This is a genomic window from Streptococcus sanguinis (genome assembly GCF_013343115.1).
Classification (GTDB): Bacteria; Bacillota; Bacilli; order Lactobacillales; family Streptococcaceae; genus Streptococcus; species Streptococcus sanguinis_H.
Map to the genome: position 1 here is coordinate 650,887 of NZ_CP054570.1, position 20,629 is coordinate 671,515.

Annotated in this window: 17 protein-coding genes, 1 pseudogene and 1 riboswitch; of the genes and pseudogenes, 15 read left to right on the forward strand and 3 right to left on the reverse strand. The window is 44.9% G+C overall.

The window, feature by feature from the left end; translation table 11 throughout:
- The first annotated feature begins 64 nt into the window (after positions 1–64).
- Both FOC72_RS03225 and FOC72_RS03230 read left to right on the forward strand, forming a co-directional pair.
- Positions 65–514 carry a MarR family winged helix-turn-helix transcriptional regulator gene (locus FOC72_RS03225; protein ID WP_002895062.1) on the forward strand — a complete coding sequence of 150 codons (450 nt, stop codon included), beginning with the start codon at positions 65–67 and terminating at the stop codon, positions 512–514.
- Positions 515–531: 17 nt separating this feature from the next.
- Entirely contained in the window at positions 532–1,239 is a 708-nt protein-coding gene (locus FOC72_RS03230) for a B3/B4 domain-containing protein (protein ID WP_002895063.1), read from the forward strand.
- Between the two features lie 70 nt (positions 1,240–1,309).
- Here the strand turns inward: FOC72_RS03230 and FOC72_RS03235 are convergent, their stop codons facing one another.
- The gene (locus FOC72_RS03235) at positions 1,310–1,750 is read right to left on the reverse strand and encodes a GtrA family protein (RefSeq protein WP_002895065.1); all 441 of its coding nucleotides are present in this window, start codon (positions 1,748–1,750) and stop codon (positions 1,310–1,312) included.
- Between the two features lie 28 nt (positions 1,751–1,778).
- Positions 1,779–1,915, forward strand: a riboswitch (PreQ1 riboswitch).
- Between FOC72_RS03235 and FOC72_RS03240 the strand changes: the two genes are divergently transcribed.
- The 6 genes from FOC72_RS03240 (at position 1,913) to FOC72_RS03265 (ending at position 10,758) form a co-directional block, all read left to right on the forward strand.
- Positions 1,913–2,428, forward strand: a complete 516-nt coding sequence (locus FOC72_RS03240) for a QueT transporter family protein (protein ID WP_002895067.1) — start codon at positions 1,913–1,915, stop codon at positions 2,426–2,428. (Overlaps the previous riboswitch by 3 nt.)
- A 105-nt stretch (positions 2,429–2,533) precedes the next feature.
- Positions 2,534–4,492 (forward strand): NAD-dependent DNA ligase LigA, encoded by a 1,959-nt coding sequence (ligA, locus tag FOC72_RS03245; RefSeq protein WP_002895069.1) that lies wholly within the window; start codon positions 2,534–2,536, stop codon positions 4,490–4,492.
- Positions 4,493–4,501: 9 nt separating this feature from the next.
- The gene (locus FOC72_RS03250; RefSeq protein ID WP_002895076.1) at positions 4,502–5,452 is read left to right on the forward strand and encodes a diacylglycerol kinase family lipid kinase; all 951 of its coding nucleotides are present in this window, start codon (positions 4,502–4,504) and stop codon (positions 5,450–5,452) included.
- Positions 5,453–5,476: 24 nt separating this feature from the next.
- The gene (gene pulA, locus FOC72_RS03255; protein ID WP_002895078.1) at positions 5,477–7,774 is read left to right on the forward strand and encodes a type I pullulanase; all 2,298 of its coding nucleotides are present in this window, start codon (positions 5,477–5,479) and stop codon (positions 7,772–7,774) included.
- A gap of 321 nt (positions 7,775–8,095) precedes the next feature.
- Complete coding sequence (locus FOC72_RS03260; protein WP_002895080.1) at positions 8,096–9,892, forward strand: serine hydrolase domain-containing protein; 1,797 nt, start codon at positions 8,096–8,098, stop codon at positions 9,890–9,892.
- Positions 9,877–10,758 carry an alpha/beta fold hydrolase gene (locus FOC72_RS03265; RefSeq protein ID WP_032914138.1) on the forward strand — a complete coding sequence of 294 codons (882 nt, stop codon included), beginning with the start codon at positions 9,877–9,879 and terminating at the stop codon, positions 10,756–10,758. The genes FOC72_RS03260 and FOC72_RS03265 overlap by 16 nt, the downstream gene beginning before the upstream one ends.
- A gap of 100 nt (positions 10,759–10,858) precedes the next feature.
- On the opposite strand, the pseudogene FOC72_RS03270 reads toward FOC72_RS03265, so the two are convergent.
- Positions 10,859–11,555, reverse strand: a pseudogene (locus tag FOC72_RS03270) (ISL3 family transposase); the annotation flags it as partial.
- A gap of 122 nt (positions 11,556–11,677) precedes the next feature.
- On the reverse strand, positions 11,678–13,873 hold the full coding sequence (locus tag FOC72_RS03275) for an LTA synthase family protein (protein WP_002895083.1): 2,196 nt from the start codon (positions 13,871–13,873) through the stop codon (positions 11,678–11,680).
- Positions 13,874–14,123: 250 nt separating this feature from the next.
- On the opposite strand from FOC72_RS03275, the gene FOC72_RS03280 reads away from it, so the two are divergent.
- The 7 genes from FOC72_RS03280 to FOC72_RS03310 all read left to right on the forward strand — a co-directional run bounded on the left by FOC72_RS03280 (position 14,124) and on the right by FOC72_RS03310 (position 20,620).
- Positions 14,124–15,287: a class I SAM-dependent rRNA methyltransferase gene (locus FOC72_RS03280; protein ID WP_002895085.1), complete on the forward strand. Its 1,164-nt coding sequence runs from the start codon at positions 14,124–14,126 to the stop codon at positions 15,285–15,287.
- Positions 15,284–15,961 carry a type I 3-dehydroquinate dehydratase gene (gene aroD, locus FOC72_RS03285; protein WP_002895088.1) on the forward strand — a complete coding sequence of 226 codons (678 nt, stop codon included), beginning with the start codon at positions 15,284–15,286 and terminating at the stop codon, positions 15,959–15,961. Before FOC72_RS03280 ends, aroD begins: the two co-directional genes overlap by 4 nt.
- Entirely contained in the window at positions 15,951–16,805 is an 855-nt protein-coding gene (locus FOC72_RS03290) for a shikimate dehydrogenase (RefSeq protein ID WP_002895091.1), read from the forward strand. The genes aroD and FOC72_RS03290 overlap by 11 nt, the downstream gene beginning before the upstream one ends.
- 10 nt (positions 16,806–16,815) lie before the next feature.
- Complete coding sequence (gene aroB / locus FOC72_RS03295) at positions 16,816–17,883, forward strand: 3-dehydroquinate synthase (RefSeq protein ID WP_002895093.1); 1,068 nt, start codon at positions 16,816–16,818, stop codon at positions 17,881–17,883.
- A 90-nt stretch (positions 17,884–17,973) separates the two neighbouring features.
- Entirely contained in the window at positions 17,974–19,140 is a 1,167-nt protein-coding gene (gene aroC / locus FOC72_RS03300) for a chorismate synthase (RefSeq protein ID WP_002895095.1), read from the forward strand.
- 16 nt (positions 19,141–19,156) lie between these two features.
- The gene (locus FOC72_RS03305; RefSeq protein WP_002895096.1) at positions 19,157–20,263 is read left to right on the forward strand and encodes a prephenate dehydrogenase; all 1,107 of its coding nucleotides are present in this window, start codon (positions 19,157–19,159) and stop codon (positions 20,261–20,263) included.
- Positions 20,264–20,281: 18 nt separating this feature from the next.
- Positions 20,282–20,620 (forward strand): YlbF/YmcA family competence regulator, encoded by a 339-nt coding sequence (locus FOC72_RS03310; protein WP_002895097.1) that lies wholly within the window; start codon positions 20,282–20,284, stop codon positions 20,618–20,620.
- Positions 20,621–20,629 lie beyond the last annotated feature (9 nt).

A 20,629-nucleotide genomic window follows, 5' to 3' on the forward strand; every position in this document is an offset into this window, starting at 1 on the left:
AATTTTATTGCATTTGCAACAAAATGTGTTATAATAGTTTCAAATAAAAATCAAAGGAGGGGATATGTCAGTATTGCGGGAAATTGGGATTATTGCCCGAGCTTTAGATTCCATTGCTAATATTGAGTTCCGTGATATAGAGCTGGCACGAGGACAATATCTTTATCTGGTCCGAATCGCGGAGAATCCGGGAATTATCCAAGAGGAGCTGTCGGAGCTGCTCAAGGTGGATCGCTCAACGGTTGCCCGCTCTGTTAAGAAGCTAGAGGCCAAGGGCTTGGTGCAGCAGAAGGCAGCCAAAGACAACAAGAAGAACAAGGAATGGTTTGTGACGGAAACAGGGGAAAAACTTTATCCTTTTATCCTAGCTGAGAATGACTATTCTGAAGAGACATCCCTGCAGGGCTTTTCTCAGGCAGAAGTTCAAGCCTTGGAGGAAATGCTAGTTCGAGTGCGTGAAAACATCACAGGTGACTGGGAAGCAGTCAAAAAAGGACAAAAAAGAAACTATTAAGATTAAAGAGGTGCATCATGAAAGTTACAGTTGAACATGAATTTTGGCAAGTATTTCCGGAAGCTCAGATAAGTATTTTAGTGGTCAAGGGACTGGATAATAGAGTGGATGAAAGTAAGGATCCATATTTCAAATCTCTGCTGGATAAGGGAGCGAAGCGAGCTGAGGACTTTATCCCAGACGAGAACTTCACTCAGAATGAAGTCATTCAGGAGTGGCGGCAGGCCTTCAGCCAATTCAAGACCAAGAAAGGGGCACGATCCTCTATCGAAGCTCTGCTCAAGCGGGTCAGTCAGGGGCGTGAATTTCATCCAATCAATCCTTTGGTTGATATCTACAACAGTGTCTCGCTGTCTTATGCGGTTCCATGTGGTGGTGAGGATTTGGATAAGATTGTCGGAGGTCTTTATTTAGGTAAAGCCAAGGGTGGGGAGGCCTTTTTCCCATTGGGTGCTGAGAGTGACGCGCCGGCTCTGCCAGAAGAAATCATCTACTATGATGCAGAGGGAGCTGTATGCCGTTGTCTTAACTGGCGAGAAGCCCAGCGGACCATGCTGACTGAGGAGACCAAGAATGCCATATTGGTCATCGAGGCCATCAATGGAGAGCAAGCAGCGCGTGCACAAGCAGCCATGACAGAGCTTCAGACTTTGATTGAGGACTATTTTGGTGTCAAAGGTGAAATCACCCATCTGACGCTTGATAATCCAAGCTTGCAAATCTGAGAATAAAAAAATCTGGATCAGAATTATCTGGTCCAGATTTGATATTTTAAGGTTGAAGTATCATAGTCAATTAGCTTTTCTTGTTTTCAAAGATAAAGACTTTACTGAAAACATAGTTGAGAACAATAATAAGTACTTGAGAAAAAAGTGACTCGATAGAGTTGATAAGATTGCGGTTATTGTTGACAAATTGCCCGATAATATTAGGATAAGTATCCACTAATAATTTTGCAAGAACGATGTCTAGCAAAAGAGTGCCAGAACGCGCCAGAGCAAATTTAAAAAGTCGCTTTTGCCAACCTTTGCGTTGCTGCTTAAAGACAATGGTATCATTTGTGATAAAGGCAAAAAGAACTGCTGTGACATTAGCAGTAATGGTCGCAAATAATGTCTGTCCTGTAAGAGCAAAGATAAGAAGACGAGTGGTCATATAAACAAGGGTAGCTGCCACACCAAAGAAAAGATAGGACAGAACCTCATTGTCAAAGAATTTTTTGATTAAAGTTTTCATAAAGATAGTCTATCATATTTCTAGGATTTATGCTATACTAGTTGGGTTGCCAAATCTGTGGGGGAATCAACGAATGATGCTCCTCTTATGTGACGCAACCCTTGGCGCTTAGCTTCTTTCGCCAAGCATATTACACGCGGTAAAGCCGCTAAAGGAGAAAACATGAAACAAGAAAAACTGACAGTTCGTGATTTGGCTCAGATTGCCATTGTTGCTGCTATTTATGTAGCTCTTACGATTACGCCCCCTTTAAATGCTATAAGCTATGGTGCTTACCAGTTCAGAATTTCTGAAATGATGAACTTTATGGCCTTTTATAATCGGAAATATATCATGGGTGTGACCATTGGCTGTATGATTGCCAATCTCTATAGTTTTGGAATCGTTGATGTCTTTGTCGGTGGTGGGTCCACTTTAGTCTTCCTGTCACTAGGTGTCTACCTTTTCAGTCGCTATAAGAATCAATATCTGATTAAAGGCTTGATTCGTTTGGATCATTTCTATTTTGCAGTTTTATTCTCTATTTCGATGGTGACCATTGCTGCAGAATTACACTTCTTGCAAGGCTATCCATTCCTCCTGACTTGGTTCACAACAGCCATTGGAGAATTTGCTTCTTTGATTGCTGGAGCTATCCTTATTAACCAGATTGCCCGACGAATTGATTTAACAAAATAAAACAGCTGAGAGCGGAATTTCCGCTCTTTTTATGTCCCTTTCTTTTTTAGGAAAAATTGGGAACAAATAGAGGAAGATTTTGTGTATTTGTGATAAAATAGAAGTATGAAAGAAAGAATGTCAGAATTAGTAGAATTGCTCAATCGATACGCCCATGAATATTATACGGCAGATAGGCCAAGCGTATCGGACAGCGAGTATGACAGACTCTATCGTGAGTTAGCGGAGTTAGAAGAAAAGTACCCAACCGATATCCTGCCTGACAGTCCGACGCATCGGGTGGGCGGGAAGATTTTAGAAGGATTTGAAAAATATCCACACCAGTATCCTCTCTTTAGTTTGCAGGATGCTTTTTCACGTGAAGAATTACTAGCCTTTGACCAGCGGGTTCGCAAGGAATTTCCACAAGTTTCTTATCTTTGTGAACTCAAGATTGATGGGCTCTCTATTTCCCTGACCTATGAAAATGGAATCTTGGTAGCAGGAGCGACTCGGGGGGATGGTTCTGTTGGTGAAAACATTACTGAAAATCTCAAGCGAGTCAAGGATATTCCACTGACTTTGAAAGAACCGCTGGACATTACGGTTCGCGGAGAGTGCTATATGCCCAAGGCATCCTTTGATGCGGTCAATCAGCTGCGACAGGAAAATGGTGAGCCTGAGTTTGCCAATCCACGTAATGCAGCAGCGGGAACCTTGCGCCAGCTGGACACAGCAGTTGTGGCTAAGCGCAATCTAGCAACCTTCCTCTACCAAGAAGCCAGTCCGACTCAGGCTGACAGCCAAGAAGCCGTCTTAAACAAGCTGGCAGATTTGGACTTCTCAGTCAATCCTACTCATATTCTGGCGGATTCTATCGACTCAGTTTGGGAGTTTATCGAAAAGATTGCGCAGGAGCGAGACAGTCTGGCTTATGAGATTGACGGTATTGTCATCAAGGTTAATGACTTGGCGGTGCAAGAGGAGCTTGGCTTTACTGTCAAGGCACCTAAGTGGGCCATCGCCTATAAGTTTCCGGCTGAGGAAAAGGAAGCCCAGCTTCTGTCTGTTGACTGGACAGTGGGGCGGACGGGAGTGGTGACTCCGACAGCCAATCTGACGCCAGTGCAGCTAGCGGGAACGACTGTCAGCCGAGCAACCTTGCACAATGTGGACTATATTGCAGAGAAGGATATTCGTCAGAAAGACACCGTTATCGTCTATAAGGCGGGGGATATTATTCCTGCTGTCTTGCGAGTGGTGGAGTCCAAGCGTGTCTCAGAGGAGCCTCTGGAAATACCAAGTCACTGTCCGAGCTGTGAGAGTGAGCTGGTACATTTTGAAGATGAAGTCGCTCTACGCTGCATCAATCCGCTCTGTCCAGCCCAAATCAAGGAAGGTTTGATTCACTTTGCCAGCCGGGATGCCATGAATATTAATGGTCTTGGTCCAGCAGTAGTAGAGAAGCTCTTTGCTCAAAATCTAGTCAAGGATGTGGCTGGAATCTATCGGCTGACGGTGGAAAATTTACTAGAACTAGAGAACTTTAAGGAAAAATCAGCAAATAAATTGTATACTGCTATTCAAGCTTCCAAGGAGAACTCGGCTGAACGCCTCTTGTTCGGCTTGGGGATTCGCCATGTGGGAAGCAAGGCTAGTCGGATTTTGCTGGAGAAATTCCATGATATTCCTAAGCTGTCTCAGGCCAGCCAAGAAGAGATTGCGGCTATTGACAGCCTTGGAACTGTGATTGCCCAAAGCCTGCATACCTATTTTGAGCAGGAAGGCTCCCAGATTCTTTTGGCGGAGCTACAAGAAGCAGGTGTGAATCTGGACTATCTGGGGCAAAAGGCAGCGGCTGATGCAGCTCTATCTGGTATGACGGTTGTCCTGACTGGTAAATTACAAAAATTGACACGCAATCAAGCCAAGGAAAAATTGCAGAGTCTGGGAGCTAATGTTTCCGGATCTGTTTCTAAAAAAACGAATCTGGTAGTGGCTGGCGCAGATGCTGGCAGCAAGCTAGCCAAGGCTCAGGAGTTAGGAATTGAAATTCGGGATGAAGATTGGCTTGATAGCTTATGAGGCTGAAGTATGAAGGATAAGATTAAACGAGCACGATTGATTTATAACCCGACTTCGGGACAGGAAATTATTAAGAAAAATATTGCGGAAGTTCTGGATGTTTTGGAGGATGTGGGCTATGAAACCAGCGCCTACCAGACCACTCCAGCGCCTCTTTCTGCTCAAAAAGAAGCTGAAAGAGCAGCAAAAGCAGGATTTGATTTGATTATTGCGGCAGGCGGCGACGGTACCATCAATGAGGTAGTTAATGGCGTGGCGAATCTGGATGAACGGCCTAAATTGGCCTTTATCCCAACTGGTACAACCAACGACTATGCGCGTGCTCTGAAGATTCCCATGGGAGACCCAGTAGCGGCGGCCCGCATTATTGAAAAGAACCAGACCATTAAAATGGATATTGGCCGGGCATATGGCAGCAAGTATTTTATTAATATTGCAGCAGCTGGAACCCTGACAGAGCTAACTTACAGCGTTCCTAGCGAGGTCAAATCCCGCCTAGGCTACTTTGCCTATGTTGCAGAAGGAGCAAAAAAACTCCCTCGCTCTAAGTTCCGCAAGGTCCGTATCAAGCACGACCACGGTGTCTTTGAAGGAAAGATTTCGCTCATGTTTGCGGCTCTGACCAATTCTATCGGTGGTTTTGAAAAGCTAGCGCCAGACACTAAATTAGACGATGGGAATTTTACCTTGATTTTGGTCAAGACAGCCAATCTCTTTGATATGCTAAGCCTGATGATGCAGGCTATCAATGGCGGTCAGCACGTTGGCGATATCAATGTAGAATACCTTAAAACAAGCAAGCTGCAGCTGGAAGTTTTAGATAAAAAAGGTCCATTTATGCTGAATTTGGATGGAGAATACGGTGGCGATACGCCTGTTGAACTGGAAGTGCTGCACGGACATTTGGAATTTTTTGCCAATATTGATGAAATCAGTCAGACAGCCCTTTCAATAGAATAATTTTAGATAAAGAGATGAAAGAACATGCTAGACTATAAAGTCTTAGTCCATTATCACAATCCTACTGGAGATTATTTCTCCTATGATATGTGGCAGTGGCAAATAAACCAATGGGGACAGGAAGTAGCCTTTTCCAAACTTGATTATTTTGGTATTCAGGGGGAATTATCATTTCAAACCTGGGAGCCCTTAGATCATGCTCATGTGATTATCAAACGCTCAGACTGGTCTAGCCAGTCCTGTGACTATCATATTGATCTGTTGCCTCCTCATCTGGTGACGGAAATTTGGCTGATTGAGGGAGATGCTCAGGTGTATTATTCCCTGCAGGCTGCAACGACAAGTCACCAGTATTCACGCCGGCGTCCGCATAACTTTGATATGGCTCTAAGAACAGACTATTTTGATGAATGCTGGGGCTATCAAGGCTGGTTGGGACACCGTCAGACGGACGGCGAACATACTTTCAAAGTTTGGGCACCGACAGCTAGGAAGGTAGAGTTGGTAGTCTATGAATCGGCTGACAATCAAGCTCCTGTTTGTAAAATTTTCCCAATGAAAAAAGGAGACCGATATTCTCACGATCATAAGGAAAACACCATCGGTGTCTGGTCAGTTGAAATAGCAGAAGACTTGACCGGCAAAACTTATCACTACCATGTTAGCTTTGAATACCGCAATTTTTATACTCGAGATCCCTATACCATTGCGACCAGTCCAGATGGCAAACGCTCAGCGATTCTTGGAGCGGATGAGACAGAAGTAGCCGGTTTTCAGGTCCGGCAGGGTAAAGAAGCCGTCTGGCGTTTGGACAATCCAAATCAGGCAGTGATTTATGAGATGCACATTCGAGATTTGACCAAGTCGGAGACTTCAGGCGCGGATAGTCAGCTGCGTGGGACCTTCTTGGGAGCCTGTCAAAAAGGTACTACCAATCATCTAGGGCAAAAGACAGGCTTTGACTATATCAGTGATTTAGGCATTAATGTTGTCCAGCTTCAGCCCGTGTCTGATCGTCACAAGGACTATGATGAAAATGGAGAGCTAATCTACAACTGGGGCTATGACCCGCAGAACTATCATGCTCCAGAGACGAGCTTTTCCAGCAATCCTGCTGACCCAGCGCAGGCCATCCGTGATTTGAAAACGATGATTCAGGCCTACCATGATGCGGGGATTTCTGTGACACTGGATGTTGTCTACAATCACATCTACTCGACCTATGATTCTGCTTTTCAGGCTACAGTACCGGATTATTACTATCGGATGAATCCTAACGGCTCTTTCCAAAACGGAACTGGAGTGGGGAGTGAGACAGCCAGTGAGCATGAGATGTTCCGCAAGTTTATGATTGACTCTCTGCTCTACTGGGTAGAGGAGTTCAATGTAGACGGCTTCCGCTTCGACCTGATGGGAATTCATGACGTAGAAACGATGAATGCCATCCGCCAAGCAATGGATGAGGTGGATCCACGAATCCTGCTCTATGGAGAAGGCTGGGATATGGGAACGGGCCTGAGACCAGAAGGCAAGGCTAAGAAGGACAATGCTTATCAGTTGCCGCGGATTGGATTTTTCAATGATACAGAGCGAGATGCAGTCAAGGGAGCAGAAGTTTACGGTGGCATCAAGGCTGGTTTTGTCAGTGGTCAGGCGACGGAGGATATCGTTGCTAAGTCTATCCTTGGCAGCAGTGAGCTAGGCAGCTATCTCAGTCCTGATCAAGTCCTTAACTATGTGGAGGCTCACGATAATTTCAATCTGCATGATTTGCTTGCGGAGCTGCATCCCGATGATGACATTCTGACTCGTACCAAGCGGATTGAGCTGGCAACTGCCATGAACCTGCTCATGCAGGGTATGGCTTTCATGGAGGTGGGACAGGAATTTTCCCGCACCAAGTTCGTAGCTACGGGAGAGGACGGCCAAGTTCTTCACAGTGATCGCGAAAGGGCTATGAACAGCTACAATGCGCCAGATGCAGTCAATCAGGTGAATTGGGATATATTGCAGGACCATCAAGAGAGCATTGATTTTATCAAAGACATTATTCGTCTTAAGACATCCTGCAAAGCCTTTTCTTATCAGACCTATGAAGATATTTATAAGCATGTCTTTGTCCAATCAGCAGAGCAGGGCAGTGGCTTGATTATCTTTGAAATCAAGGATGACAAGCACTATCAAGTCATTTTTAATGCCAGCGGCCTGCCTTACTATCTGCCTAATGCAGATAAGCTGTGCCTTGTAGTTGGCAATAGCCGTCATAAGAAGCCTTTCTATGTTGAAAATCTGACGGTTTCTGTTTTTGAAGTTATTCAATAAGTTATTAGCTACATGAAAAGCGGCTCTTTGTCAACCGTAGTGGGTTGATGAAAAGTTATAATCTGGAGAGGACTAAATCAGTCCTCTCCTTTTTGATATTCAAAGCGATGAGGATTCTAGTTTTAAAGTTTTCAAAGTTCCGAAATCCGAAAGCATTTCGCTCATTCCTACAGTGGTTTTACCCACTACAGAAATTATAGAGCTACTTTTTCTACCACTTACTTAGGAAATCTTACCACTTACCGAAAAGGGGTAGATTTACTATTGTCCATTTGTTAGGATAAGGGTGCAAAGGGGAAAATACATCTTAAGGAGGATATCATGAAACCATCATTTTTGAAAAACGCTGTGGCGTTAGTAAGCTGTGGCTTGCTCGCTTTTGGAGCGGCGCAAGTCCAAGCTGATGAGCAAAAGTTGCCGTCAGGCACACCTTACGACCAAATCGGACAGAAGATTGAAAATTACCACAAGGAACACGAAAAAACCAGCGCGGGACTGGCGGCAGCAGTCTTTGATAAGGACGGCCAAACCATTTACCAAAAGAACTTTGGCTATATGGACAAGGAAAAGAAGCTGGCTGTGGACGACAGTTCAGTTTTCGAGTGGGGCTCTGCCACCAAACTGACCGTCTGGCTCAGCGTCATGCAGCTCTGGGAAGAAGGAAAAATTGACCTAAAAACAGATATAAAAGAGTATCTGCCCAAGGATTTCCTGAAACACCTCAAATACGACAAGCCCATTACCATGCTTGACCTCATGAACCACCAAGCGGGTTTTGATGAAACGCCGCTGAGCACAGGAGCAGGCAAGAGCTTGGAAGAATTACTAAAAAGCCAGCCCGCTCAAACTTATGAGCCAGGGACGGTGACATCCTATTCCAATTACAGTACAGCTCTAGCAGGCTATATCGTGGAGCGCATCAGCGGACAGGACTTTGCGGCTTATGTCCACGAGCATATTTTTCAGCCCTTGGGTATGGAACACACCGCTCTCTTACCTGATTTGTCGGACAATACCTATGTCCGAGACAAGCGGCAGGGCGAGAAAACCTATGATACAAATGGAAACTTATATCTAGATAAATTGCTTCCCGCAGATATTTATCCAGCGGGACAGGCGACAGGGACTTTTGCCGATTTCAAACGGTTCGCGCAAGCTCTTTTGAGAAAGGAAAAGCTCTTTAAGCGCCCAGAAACCTGGAATGAACTGTATCAGACAACTTCTACATTCTCAGATAAAGCAGTCGCTAAGAACGCTCACGGCTTTTGGGTGACAGAGTATGAGACAGGGGCGATTTTAGGACACGGCGGCTATTCTTTTGCCGGTTTTTCCACCCTGATTTCGCTAGATTTCAAATCGGGTATTGGCATGGTTACTATGGTAAATCAGAGAGAAGAAGCCACCTATTCTTTTGGTCTACCCGATTTGGTCTTTGGTAAGAAAAAGCAAGCCCTTAGCCAGTCTCAAAAAGACTTTCAAGAGGGCATGTATCGAACTTCTCGCTCCATTCAGCAAGGCCCGACCTCTATTTCGCGCCTTGCCCCCGCTTATACCTTTTATGTGAAAGATGTGATAAAAGACGGTCATTTATTAGTCAGCAACTATTGGCTTTTGCAACAGCGCCAAGGCCGAACAGAAGTTGAAACAACCTATAATAATTTAGAAAAGCTCTCGCTTTGGGAGGTGATAAAGGATTATGGCTCTGTCGCTCTGCTGGGACTGGCATCGGTTTATGCCGTACTTGTTCTTCTGTTAGCTGCTTTGAGCAAGATATATCGCTCACTTTTTGGAAAAGAAAGCAAAAGACCGACTCCAAGAAGTTGGAAAATTTGGCATTATGGCACTTGCGGACTGATTTTGGTTAGCCTAGTCAATCTAGCAGGTCTCGTCATCGTTGCCGTTTCGGGCAAGTACATGCCCGATTATCGCTGGCAAGCCATTCTCTTTGCCTTCTTAGCACTGATTTTTCTGGTCAATGCTGCGCTGCCCATCTTCCTGCGCTCAACCTTCCAAGTGAGCAAGGGTCGAAAAATCTTGACCTACTTGACCAGCAGCGCTTCACTTATCGTCGTTCTCAATATCCTCTACTGGAGCCTCTACCAATGGTGGGCACTTTAATAGAAAGGAAAGCTATGACCCATTCTCAAAAAATCGAAACGATGATCCGAAATGGCTCCGACCAGCTCTACACCATCTGCTACCCCAATCCCGACAAGGAAACGATTATCTTGCTACACGGTGGACCGGGAGCACCTGACGACTTTCTTTGGTTTGCGCCAGAGTTTGAAGAAAACTTCCAAATCATCACCTTTCACCAGCGGGGAACCAGAAAATCTCCCTGCCTGAGCGGTGATTATAGCATAGAAGCCTACATAACAGACATTAACACAATCGCCAACCAATTCGGACTAGAAAAATTTCACCTTTTTGGACATTCCTGGGGCGGTCTGTACGCGCAAATCTACGCCAATAAAAATCCCGACCGCCTCCTTAGTCTCTTGCTTTCCTCGTCAGGAACAGGGACAGGCTCCCAGTGGCAAGAAATGGAAAAGGAGATGATGCGCTACAATCGAAAACACTGCACTTTTCTTGAGTGGACGAAAATGGGGCTCAACACTCTGCTTGGCGGTCTCGGTAGTTCCAAGGCTTCGCAGGCTCTCTTTCGCCAAGTTGTCCGTAATTACAATGCCGACTATCCAGCCTTTCATGATGTGAAACTAGACATGAGCAATGTTTCAGTCCAGGCAAGCAATCAAACGAGAAAGGAAATCACTACCTACCCTCTCTTGCCCCGCCTAGAACATCCTCCTTTTCCTATCACCGTGACCTTTGGTGACAATGATATTTTTGGTGCCAGTGGACATTTTGTCATCAGCCGCTACCCTAGCGCCCAAGTCTTTACGATTAAAAACAGCGGCCACTTCCCATTTCTTCATAATCCGCAGGATTACTTTGCTATCTTGCACCAGCATTTTCAACCTTAGCATGAACCTCTAAAGTTTTCCAACTTTAGAGGTTTTCACTTATCTGCAACTTATCCCTCTTTTTCGGGCTCTTTGTCAACTGTAGTGGGTTGATGAAAAGTTATAATCTGGAGAGGACTAAATCAGTCCTCTCCTTTTTGATATTCAAAGCGATGAGAATTCTAGTTTTAAAGTTTTCAAAGTTTCGAAAGCCAAAAGCATTTCGCTTGATGACTTTGATGAGGTTGTTAGTAGCTTCTAGTTTTGCATTTGAGTAGGGTAGTTCAAGGGCGTTGATAATTTTATCTTTGTCCTTAAGAAAGGTCTTAAAAACAGTTTGAAAGATAGGATTTACACAAGAAATGGTATTTTCGATGAGACCAAAGAAATGCTCAGCTTGTTTCTCTTGGAAATAAAAAAGTAAGAGTTGATAAAGTTCATAATGTTCTCTGAGTTCTTGAGAGTAAGAGAGAAGCTTTTCCAGAATCTCTTTGTTGGTCAAATGCAACCGAAAAGTTGGACGATAAAAGCGTTTATGACTTAGTTTTCGACTATCTTGTTGGAGCAGTTTCCAGTAGCGTTTGAGTGCCTTATATTCGTGCGATTTCCTATCAAACTGATTCATGATTTATGCGAAGACGGTTCATAGCCCGGCTGAGATGTTGTACAATGTGAAAGCGATCAAGGACAATTTTAGCGCATGGAAATAGTTGTCTGGCAATATCGTAATAGGGCCTAAACATGTCCATTGTAATGACTTTCACGCGACTTCTCACCTGTCTGGAATAGCGCAGAAAGTGATTGCGAATCGTTGCTTTTCGTTATAGGACTTTTTTTCTACAACAAAAGGGACTCCATAATTCCTACAGCGGTTTTACCCACTACAGAAATTATAGAGCCTGAAAAGCCTTAAGTCCATTGGACTTAAGGCTCTTGCTATCTATGGATTGGCTGTGGAACTAGAGCTGGAAGAGCTCGAGTCTTCCTGACTGATGTCTTCGTCGCTGCTGCTAGTTTGGAACTGCTCTGGATGCAGTGCACGATAGCTTGGCGAATTAAAGAGGTCCACAGTGGAGACATTGCCTCGTTTAGAGTAAAGACTGGTTGATTGGTCACCTTTTTCCTTTTCAATAGCCAACAAGGCTTTCATTGAATTAAGATAAGAGTAATCTTTAGGGTTGACCTTGCCTAAGTCATTTCCCTTGTAGAAGCGAATCAAGTCGCCGGTTTGAATTGCATCACTCATCTTAAGCTGGGTATTGGCGGCATTGCGAATCTCATCCAGTTCTTTCTTGATAGTTTCATCTGGATTGGTAATTTCCTCACCGGTTTGGGTGTAGTAGGTCCGTCCGTTGAAGCTAGTGTATTTTGGAGTGACAAAGTTATTGCTGGATCGGAATGCTGTGATTTGCTGATGCTGAGTTGATAGCATATCTTGGCCGACCTGAAGGTAGTTTTTAGAGTCAATGCCCAGTAAATGCTCCAATGTTGGCAGCATATCTACTTGACCACCGTATGTATCAATTATCTTTCCTTTGTCCATGCCAGGCACCACTACCATGTAAGGCACGCGCTGCATCATGGCATTGTCATAATTGGACCAAGTCTCAGAGGTTTTGCCTACAAGAGGGGCCAAGTTAGGATTGCGGGTTTGGGAAATTCCAAAATGGTCTCCATAGAGAACGATAATAGAGTTGTCATAGAGGCCGGATTCTTTGAGATAGTCAAACAAGGCTTTGACAGAAGAATCTAGATAGTTAGCAGTAGCAAAGTAACCGTTGATGGTTTCATCCTTGGTCTTAGCCTGCGGGAAGCCAATTTCGTCACCAATCAAGCTAGTCGTGTAAGGATAGTGGTTGGAAACCGTGATATACTTAGCATAGAAAGGCTGCTGCAGGTGTTCCAGATATTTGATGGAATCTTTCAGCATAATCTTGTCATTTAAGCCGTACTGGAAGGAGTTGGTGTCGTCCTGCTTGGTAAAGTAAGACGCATCGAAGAAATAGTTATAACCCCATTGCTTGTAAGCTGTATTGCGGTTCCAGAAGCTTCCTGTATTTCCGTGGAAAACAGCAGAAGTATAGTTGCCGTTTTTGGAAAGAATAAAAGGTGCAGCTTGTTGGGTATTGGTACCACCGTAGTTGACCATGAAAGATCCTTGATTGAGACCGAAGAGCCCAGTTTCAATCATGGTTTCAGCATCAGAAGTCTTACCAGCCTTGACCTGGTTGAAGACATTGGAGAAAGCCAGAGTCGAATTGGAGTGGTAGAGGGAATTAAGGAAAGGTGTCACCTCGTACTCTTTCCCATCTGCCTGCAGCTTATAGTCAATCAGGAACTGCTGGAAGCTTTCCAGATGGACATAGATAACATTGCGGCCTTTGGCAATCCCGTAATATTCTGGATTTGGTTCCGCATAATGGGATTGGATATATTCTGTTACTGGTTCCAAGTCTTTTTCAGAAGCTTTGGAGCGCTCACGATTGGCGGTATATGTCTGGTTAGCACTGTAACCTAGAAAGGCTGGCAAGCCCAGAGCCCGAACGACATAATAGTTGGAAAATCCACGTGACAAGAGCTCAGGCCGGTCAATTTCAGCCAAGAATAAGTTGGCTGAGAACAGCATGGCGGACAGGGATGTCACAGCAAAGCTGGCGCGTTTATTGAAAGGCCGGTCATCCATACGGATGTATTTCTTAAAGAATAAGAAGGCCAAAATTGGGAAATCAATCAGATAAAGAATATCCCAAGGGCGGAAGAGCTCGAGTGCTGCTTCCCCAAGTCCAGCTGAAACGCTGCTAGAAGCCAGCATAGTGTTGACCGTAACAAAGTCACTGAACTCGCGGTAGTAAATGGAATTAGATACCAGCCAAGCAAAGAGGAGCAGATAAATTCCGAAGGCTAGGCTGTAGAATAATTTGGTTCGTTTTACATAAAGTGCTAGTCCTAGCAGCAAGAGGCTGATAGGGAAAGGGTTGATAATAGCTAAAAATACTTGATAGGCACCTTGGATATCAAGGTTAAAATCAATCGTGTAGGCCCACATGGTTTTTATCCAATAGAGGACCAGTAAAATCAAGACAAAACCTAGTCTCGTACTCATGAAATTGAGTAAATTCTTGGTTATTTTTTTCACAAAAAGTTACTTCCTTGTCTTATTTCCTAAAAATTTTCTCCTCTAAGTATAACATAATTTCTCCAGTTAAGGAAAATTTGAGCCGCATTTGAGATATTTTAAATCGGCGAAATTGTAATATTTCTATAAAAGCCTTATCCTCTCTATGGAGAGGTTTATAGTCGTTTTGCACTTGTTTGTGAAATCTTTTATTAACTCAAATGTAAAATATGCTTTGAGAATTTTCACAATCTTTGGTATAATATAATTTATGAATAAACTTACTGTTACTCAACAGGCAGAAGAAAAACTGAGAAAGGGCATTCTTTTATTAGATAAAAAGGATTTTGGCGCTCTCTCGCTTCAGAATCAATGTGTGGAGCTCCAAAACCGTCAGGGAAAGTTTTTAGGCACAGCTTATCTCTCTCCGCAGAATAAGGGAGTTGGCTGGCTGATTTCCCAGAAGAAAGTAGAGCTGAACTCGGATTTTTTTCAAGGCCTCTTTGAGCAGGCTAAGAGCAGACGTTCTACTTATTTCCATTCGTCTGACACGACAGCCTTTCGACTCTTTAATCAAGAAGGGGATGGCTTCGGTGGCTTCACAGTGGATTTCTACAATGACTTTGCGCTTTTTTCTTGGTACAATGACTTTGTTTTTGCTATAAAGGAGCGGATTCTGACAGCCTTCGCTAAGGTTTTCCCAGAGATTCAGGGAGCTTATGAAAAGATTCGTTTCAAGGGTTTGAACTATGAATCAGCTCATCTCTACGGAGCGGAAGCTCCAGAAACCTTCACAGTCTTGGAGAACGGTGTTCGCTATCAGGTTTTTCTGAATGATGGTCTCATGACCGGTATCTTTCTGGATCAGCACGATGTGCGTGCTAGTCTGGTAGATGGTCTGGCTGCTGGTAAAAGTTTACTCAATATGTTTTCATATACAGCTGCTTTTTCAGTAGCTGCAGCCATGGGCGGTGCCAGTCAGACAGTATCAGTTGATTTGGCCAAGCGCAGCCGTGAGCTGTCAGAGGCTCATTTTCTGGCCAATGGTCTGACATTGGATCAGCATCGCTTTCAGGTGATGGATGTCTTTGATTATTTCAAGTATGCTAAGCGTCACGATTTAAGTTTTGATGTCATTGTGATAGATCCGCCTAGCTTTGCCAGAAATAAAAAGCGAACATTTTCAGTTGCTAAAGATTATCATCGTTTGGTTGCACAAGCTTTGGAAATCCTGAATCCTAAGGGAATCATGATTTTAAGTACCAATGCAGCCAATCTTTCCAAAAGTAAGTTTAAACAAGAAATTGAAAAAGGTCTTGCCGGCAGAAAGCACCGCTATCTTGCGGAGTATGGCCTGCCAGCAGACTTTGTCTATAATAAAAAAGACGGGAGCAGTAATTACCTCAAGGTATTTACAATAAAGGTGGACCAATGAAATTAGTCGTTTCTGTAATGCCCAAGAGTTTAGAAGAAGCTCAAGAAATTGATGTATCACGCTACGAAGATGCGGATATTATTGAGTGGCGGGCAGATTTTCTGGCCAAGGATGACATTTTAAATGTTGCGCCAGCTATTTTTGAAAAATTTGCCGGACGTGAGTTGATTTTCACGCTGCGGACCCGTCAGGAAGGCGGAGAAATCGAACTGTCCGATGATGAATATGTAGCTCTTATCAAGGAAGTGGCCGGTTTTTACCAGCCGGATTATATCGACTTTGAATATTTCTCTCACAAGGGGAAATTTGAAGAAATGCTAGAGTTTCCTAATCTGGTGCTAAGCTACCACAACTTCGAGGAAACGCCTGAAAATATGATGGAAATCCTGTCTGAGCTGACTTCTCTGACCCCTAAGGTGGTCAAGGTTTCTGTCATGGCTCACAATGAGCAGGATGTGCTGGACTTAATGAACTATACTCGCGGTTTCAAGACTTTAAATCCTGAGCAGGATTTTGTTACTATTTCCATGGGAAAAGTGGGCAAAATTTCACGCATTGCGGCTGATTTGACAGGTTCCAGCTGGTCTTTTGCTAGTCAGGAGATGGCGTCAGCACCCGGTCAGATTTCTCTGAGCAATATGAAGAAAATCCAGGAGATTTTGAATGAGAATTAATGGCCACACCCGCATGGCTGCTGTGGTTGCCAAGCCAATTAAGCACAGTATTTCTCCTCTTATTCACAATATGGCTTTTGAAAAGACTGGTGTTAATGGTGTCTATCTAGCTTGGGAAGTAGAAGCTCAAGATCTGCAGGCCAGTATAGAAAATATCCGCAGATTCGATATGTTTGGTGTCAATCTTTCCATGCCCTACAAGCAAGAAGTGATACCTTATCTGGACGAGCTTGATGTCAGCGCCCGCCTTATCGGAGCAGTCAATACGGTTGTGAATAAAAATGGAATTTTAGTTGGTTATAACACAGATGGCAAGGGATTTTTTAAGAGCTTGCCTTCTTTTGCTATTCAGGGCAAAAAAATGACGATTTTGGGGGCAGGTGGAGCAGCGACAGCGATTATTGCTCAAGCAGCTTTGGACAATGCAAATGAAATTTTCGTCTTTACTCGGCAAGCCTCCTATGAGAAGATTGTCAGCAAAATGGCAGCTATCAGTCGCCAAACCAAGAGTCGTATCCAAGTACTAACCTTGGAAGAAGTGGATAGCTTGCAGGATAAAATCAACCAATCAGACCTTCTGGTCAATGGGACTAGTCTAGGCATGGATGGCATCAGCATGCCCCTGCCTGAACAGCTTGAACTGCCTAGCCAGATTTTAGTTGCAGATGTTATCTACCAACCTTTTGAAACGCCCTTTCTCAAATGGGCCAGAAATCAAAATGTCACAGCGGTCAATGGACTTGGTATGCTGCTCTATCAGGGAGCAGAAGCCTTTGAGCTTTGGACCGGCAAGACCATGCCCAGTCAGGAAATTTGGCAGTGTTTAGAAGAATTGTATAAATAAGGAGGCGCTTATGAAACTAAATGTGAATCTCCCGCATCATCCCTATGATATTCTCATCGAAAAGGGGTCTTTATCTCAGGCTGGAAGTTGGCTGAGTCAGCTTTGGCAGCCTCAGAAGGTAGTTATCGTCACGGACAATCGAGTGGCTAGACTCTATGCGGAAAAGGTCAAGCTGAGCTTGGAAGCGGCTGGGTTTGAGGCCTTTGTCTTTGACTTTTTGGAAGGTGAAGCCAGCAAGAACTTAAAGACGGTCAACAAGGTCTATGAGTTTTTGGTCAAGGTTGGTCTGACCCGCAGTGACGGCATTGTAGCCTTGGGAGGCGGAGTCGTCGGTGATTTGGCGGGCTTTGCCGCTTCGACCTACATGCGGGGCGTTCATTTCGTGCAGATTCCGACCAGTCTGACAGCCCAAGTGGACTCCTCTATCGGTGGTAAGACAGGTGTCAATACGCCTTGGGCCAAGAATATGGTCGGCACTTTTACCCAGCCTGACGGAGTTCTGATTGACCCTCAAGTCTTGCATACTTTGGGTCAGCGGGAACTGATTGAAGGTATGGGCGAGGTGGTCAAGTACGGCTTGATTGAGGATAAGGAACTCTGGAATGAGCTTTCAGAAATGGATGGCAGTCCAGAGTCTATTTTGGAGCATGCGGAGAGCATCATCTACCATTCCTGCGATGTCAAGCGTAAGATTGTGGTCGAGGATGAGCTGGATAATGGCGTCCGCCTCTATCTGAATTTCGGACATACTATTGGGCACGCTATTGAAGCGACAGCGGGCTATGGGAAGGTTATGCATGGTGAAGCTGTGGCGATTGGCATGGTACAGGTTTCTCGTGTCGCTGAAAAGAAAGGCCTTATGCCAGCCGGGATTACAGAAAATATCATCCGTATGTGTCAGAAGTTTGGCTTGCCGGTGGATTACCAGCCATGGAATGAGAATGCTCTTTATCAGGCCTTGACCCATGATAAGAAGGCTCGAGGGAATTCTATTAAACTAGTACTTGTTCCTGAGTTGGGTTCGGCTAGTATTCACCAGATTCCGCTGGAAGAGATGAAAGAATTTCTGAAGAAATAAGTGCCCGATGGAGTTTAAGACGATTGGACAGTTTGGATAAAAATAGACAGGATGTCCAGTTCTTTCCATCCCAGAAATAGGAGAAAATGTATGAGATACTTAACAGCAGGAGAATCCCACGGACCACGTTTGACAGCTATTATTGAAGGGGTGCCGGCTGGTCTTCCTCTGACCGCTGACTATATCAATGCTGAGCTCAAGCGTCGTCAGGGTGGGTACGGTCGTGGTGCCCGCATGAAGATTGAAAGCGACCAAGTCGAGATTACGTCTGGGGTTCGGCATGGCTTGACCATGGGCGGACCGATTACCCTCAATGTCACGAATCTGGATCATCAGAAATGGCTGGAAATTATGAGCGCGGCGGATGTGGATGAAAAGAAAAAAGGGCTGCGCAAGATTACCAAACCACGCCCTGGCCATGCGGACTTAGTCGGTGGTATGAAATACCGCTTTGACGATTTGCGGAATTCTCTGGAGCGTTCTTCTGCGCGTGAAACGACCATGCGTGTAGCAGTCGGAGCAGTAGCCAAGCGCTTGCTGGAAGAAATCGGTGTGGAGGTAGCCAGCCATATCGTGACCTTTGGTGGCATTGATATTGATGTACCGAATAATCTAACTGTAGCAGAAATCAAGGAAAGAGCTGCCCAATCAGAGGTTTCCATTGTCAATCCCGAGCGCGAAGAAGAAATCAAGGCCTATATTGACCAGATTAAGAAAGATGGGGATACCATCGGTGGTGTCATTGAGACTATCGTGGGAGGTGTGCCGGTCGGTCTGGGATCCTATGTCCAATGGGACAAGAAGCTGGATGCAAAGATTGCTCAAGGAATCGTGTCCATCAACGCTTTCAAGGGAGTCGAGTTTGGCGTGGGCTTTGAAGCCGGCCGTCTCAAGGGCAGTCAAGTCATGGATGAAATCCTCTGGTCTGAGGAAGATGGCTTCACTCGCAGAACCAATAATCTAGGCGGCTTTGAGGGCGGTATGACCAATGGTCAGCCAATCGTGGTGCGAGGTGTTATGAAGCCCATTCCAACCCTTTACAAGCCACTGATGAGCGTGGATATTGAGACCCACGAGCCTTATAAGGCGACAGTCGAGCGGAGCGATCCAACGGCTCTGCCAGCAGCGGGTGTAGTTATGGAAAGCGTGGTGGCGACAGTTTTAGCCACTGAAGTTCTGGAGAAGTTCTCTTCGGACAATTTAGAAGAACTAAAGGATGCGGTAGCTCGCCATCGGGAATTTGTCAAGAACTTTTAGAAGTAAGGAGAAGGGCATGGAGAGAAAAACGGTCTATATCATAGGTCTGGGACTGATTGGAGCTTCCTTAGCTCTGGGTATCAGGAGAGCTCATCCTGAGATAGAGATTCTTGGTTATAATCGAAGTGAGGAATCCCGCAGAGTTGCCTTGGAACGGGGAATGGTAGACCGAGTGACGGATGATTTTGCGGCCTTTGCTCCATTGGCTGATGTGATTATTCTGGCTGTGCCCATCAAGCAGACCATAGCATTTATCAAGGAACTAGCGGAGCTGGATCTGAAGGAAAATGTTATCATCTCTGATGCTGGATCGACCAAGGCTGAGATTGTGGCAGCTGCAGAAAAGTATCTTCAGAATAAGCCCGTCCGCTTTGTCGGAGCTCACCCGATGGCCGGAAGTCACAAGACTGGAGCCAAGGCAGCCCATGTCACCCTCTTTGAAAATGCCTATTATATCTTCACGCCCTCTAGCCTGACCAATCCTGGTACTCTTGAGGAAATGAAAGACTTGCTAAGTGGTCTTCATGCCCGCTTTATCCAGGTGGACGCAGCCGAGCACGACCGAGTGACCAGTCAAATTAGTCATTTTCCGCATATCCTAGCCTCCAGCCTCATGGAGCAAGCGGCAGCTTATAGCCAGGAGCATGAGCTGACCCAGTCTTTTGCAGCCGGTGGTTTTCGAGATATGACGCGGATTGCGGAGAGTGAGCCGGGCATGTGGACCTCTATCCTCTTGACAAATCCCGAATCCATTTTGGAGCGGCTGGAAGATTTTAAAGACCAGTTAGACAAGGTTGCCGCAGCGATTGAGGCCAAGGACGAGAGAGCTATCTGGGAATTTTTCGATCGAGGACGGCAGAGCCGCAAGCAGATGGAAATTCATAAGCGTGCCGGTGTAGATAGCTTTTATGACCTTTTTATTGAGGTGCCCGACGAAGAAGATGCGATTTTGGGTATTTTGGAGCTTCTGCGCGGAATTTCTGTTGTTAATATTCGTATCAACGAGGAAAACCGTGAAGATATCAACGGTATTCTGCAAATCACCTTTAAAAATCGCCAAGATTTGGAAAAATCTGCTAAAATAGTAAGAGAAAATACGGATTATCTAGTGTCCGTAGACTAATATAGATTGGAGAACTCTATGTCAAATATTTATGATTTAGCCAATGAACTGAGCAGAAATCTGCGTGATTTACCTGAGTACAAGGCAGTTGCAGAAAGCAAGAAAGCAGTGGATGCTGATAGCGAAGCGAAGGCTATTTTTACAGATTATCTGGCTTTCCAGCAGGAGTTGCAACAGCTGGCTCAGACTGGTCAGGTACCGACTCAGGAGGTGCAGGACAAGATGACTTCCTTTGGTGAGAAGATTCAGGGCAATGCTGTTCTTTCTGAATTCTTCAATAAACAGCAGCAACTGTCCATCTATCTGGCGGACATTGAGCGTATCATCTTTGATCCGGTGCAGGATTTGCTTAAGTAAGCTAATAAA

Excerpts from the sequence above, each read along its gene's own strand:
- FOC72_RS03225 (WP_002895062.1), top strand. The coding sequence starts at position 65 with ATGTCAGTATTGCGGGAAATTGGGATTATTGCCCGAGCTTTAGATTCC.
- FOC72_RS03230 (WP_002895063.1), top strand. The coding sequence starts at position 532 with ATGAAAGTTACAGTTGAACATGAATTTTGGCAAGTATTTCCGGAAGCT.
- FOC72_RS03235 (WP_002895065.1), bottom strand. The coding sequence starts at position 1,750 with ATGAAAACTTTAATCAAAAAATTCTTTGACAATGAGGTTCTGTCCTAT.
- FOC72_RS03240 (WP_002895067.1), top strand. The coding sequence starts at position 1,913 with ATGAAACAAGAAAAACTGACAGTTCGTGATTTGGCTCAGATTGCCATT.
- ligA (WP_002895069.1), top strand. The coding sequence starts at position 2,534 with ATGAAAGAAAGAATGTCAGAATTAGTAGAATTGCTCAATCGATACGCC.
- FOC72_RS03250 (WP_002895076.1), top strand. The coding sequence starts at position 4,502 with ATGAAGGATAAGATTAAACGAGCACGATTGATTTATAACCCGACTTCG.
- pulA (WP_002895078.1), top strand. The coding sequence starts at position 5,477 with ATGCTAGACTATAAAGTCTTAGTCCATTATCACAATCCTACTGGAGAT.
- FOC72_RS03260 (WP_002895080.1), top strand. The coding sequence starts at position 8,096 with ATGAAACCATCATTTTTGAAAAACGCTGTGGCGTTAGTAAGCTGTGGC.
- FOC72_RS03265 (WP_032914138.1), top strand. The coding sequence starts at position 9,877 with ATGGTGGGCACTTTAATAGAAAGGAAAGCTATGACCCATTCTCAAAAA.
- FOC72_RS03280 (WP_002895085.1), top strand. The coding sequence starts at position 14,124 with ATGAATAAACTTACTGTTACTCAACAGGCAGAAGAAAAACTGAGAAAG.
- aroD (WP_002895088.1), top strand. The coding sequence starts at position 15,284 with ATGAAATTAGTCGTTTCTGTAATGCCCAAGAGTTTAGAAGAAGCTCAA.
- FOC72_RS03290 (WP_002895091.1), top strand. The coding sequence starts at position 15,951 with ATGAGAATTAATGGCCACACCCGCATGGCTGCTGTGGTTGCCAAGCCA.
- aroB (WP_002895093.1), top strand. The coding sequence starts at position 16,816 with ATGAAACTAAATGTGAATCTCCCGCATCATCCCTATGATATTCTCATC.
- aroC (WP_002895095.1), top strand. The coding sequence starts at position 17,974 with ATGAGATACTTAACAGCAGGAGAATCCCACGGACCACGTTTGACAGCT.
- FOC72_RS03305 (WP_002895096.1), top strand. The coding sequence starts at position 19,157 with ATGGAGAGAAAAACGGTCTATATCATAGGTCTGGGACTGATTGGAGCT.
- FOC72_RS03310 (WP_002895097.1), top strand. The coding sequence starts at position 20,282 with ATGTCAAATATTTATGATTTAGCCAATGAACTGAGCAGAAATCTGCGT.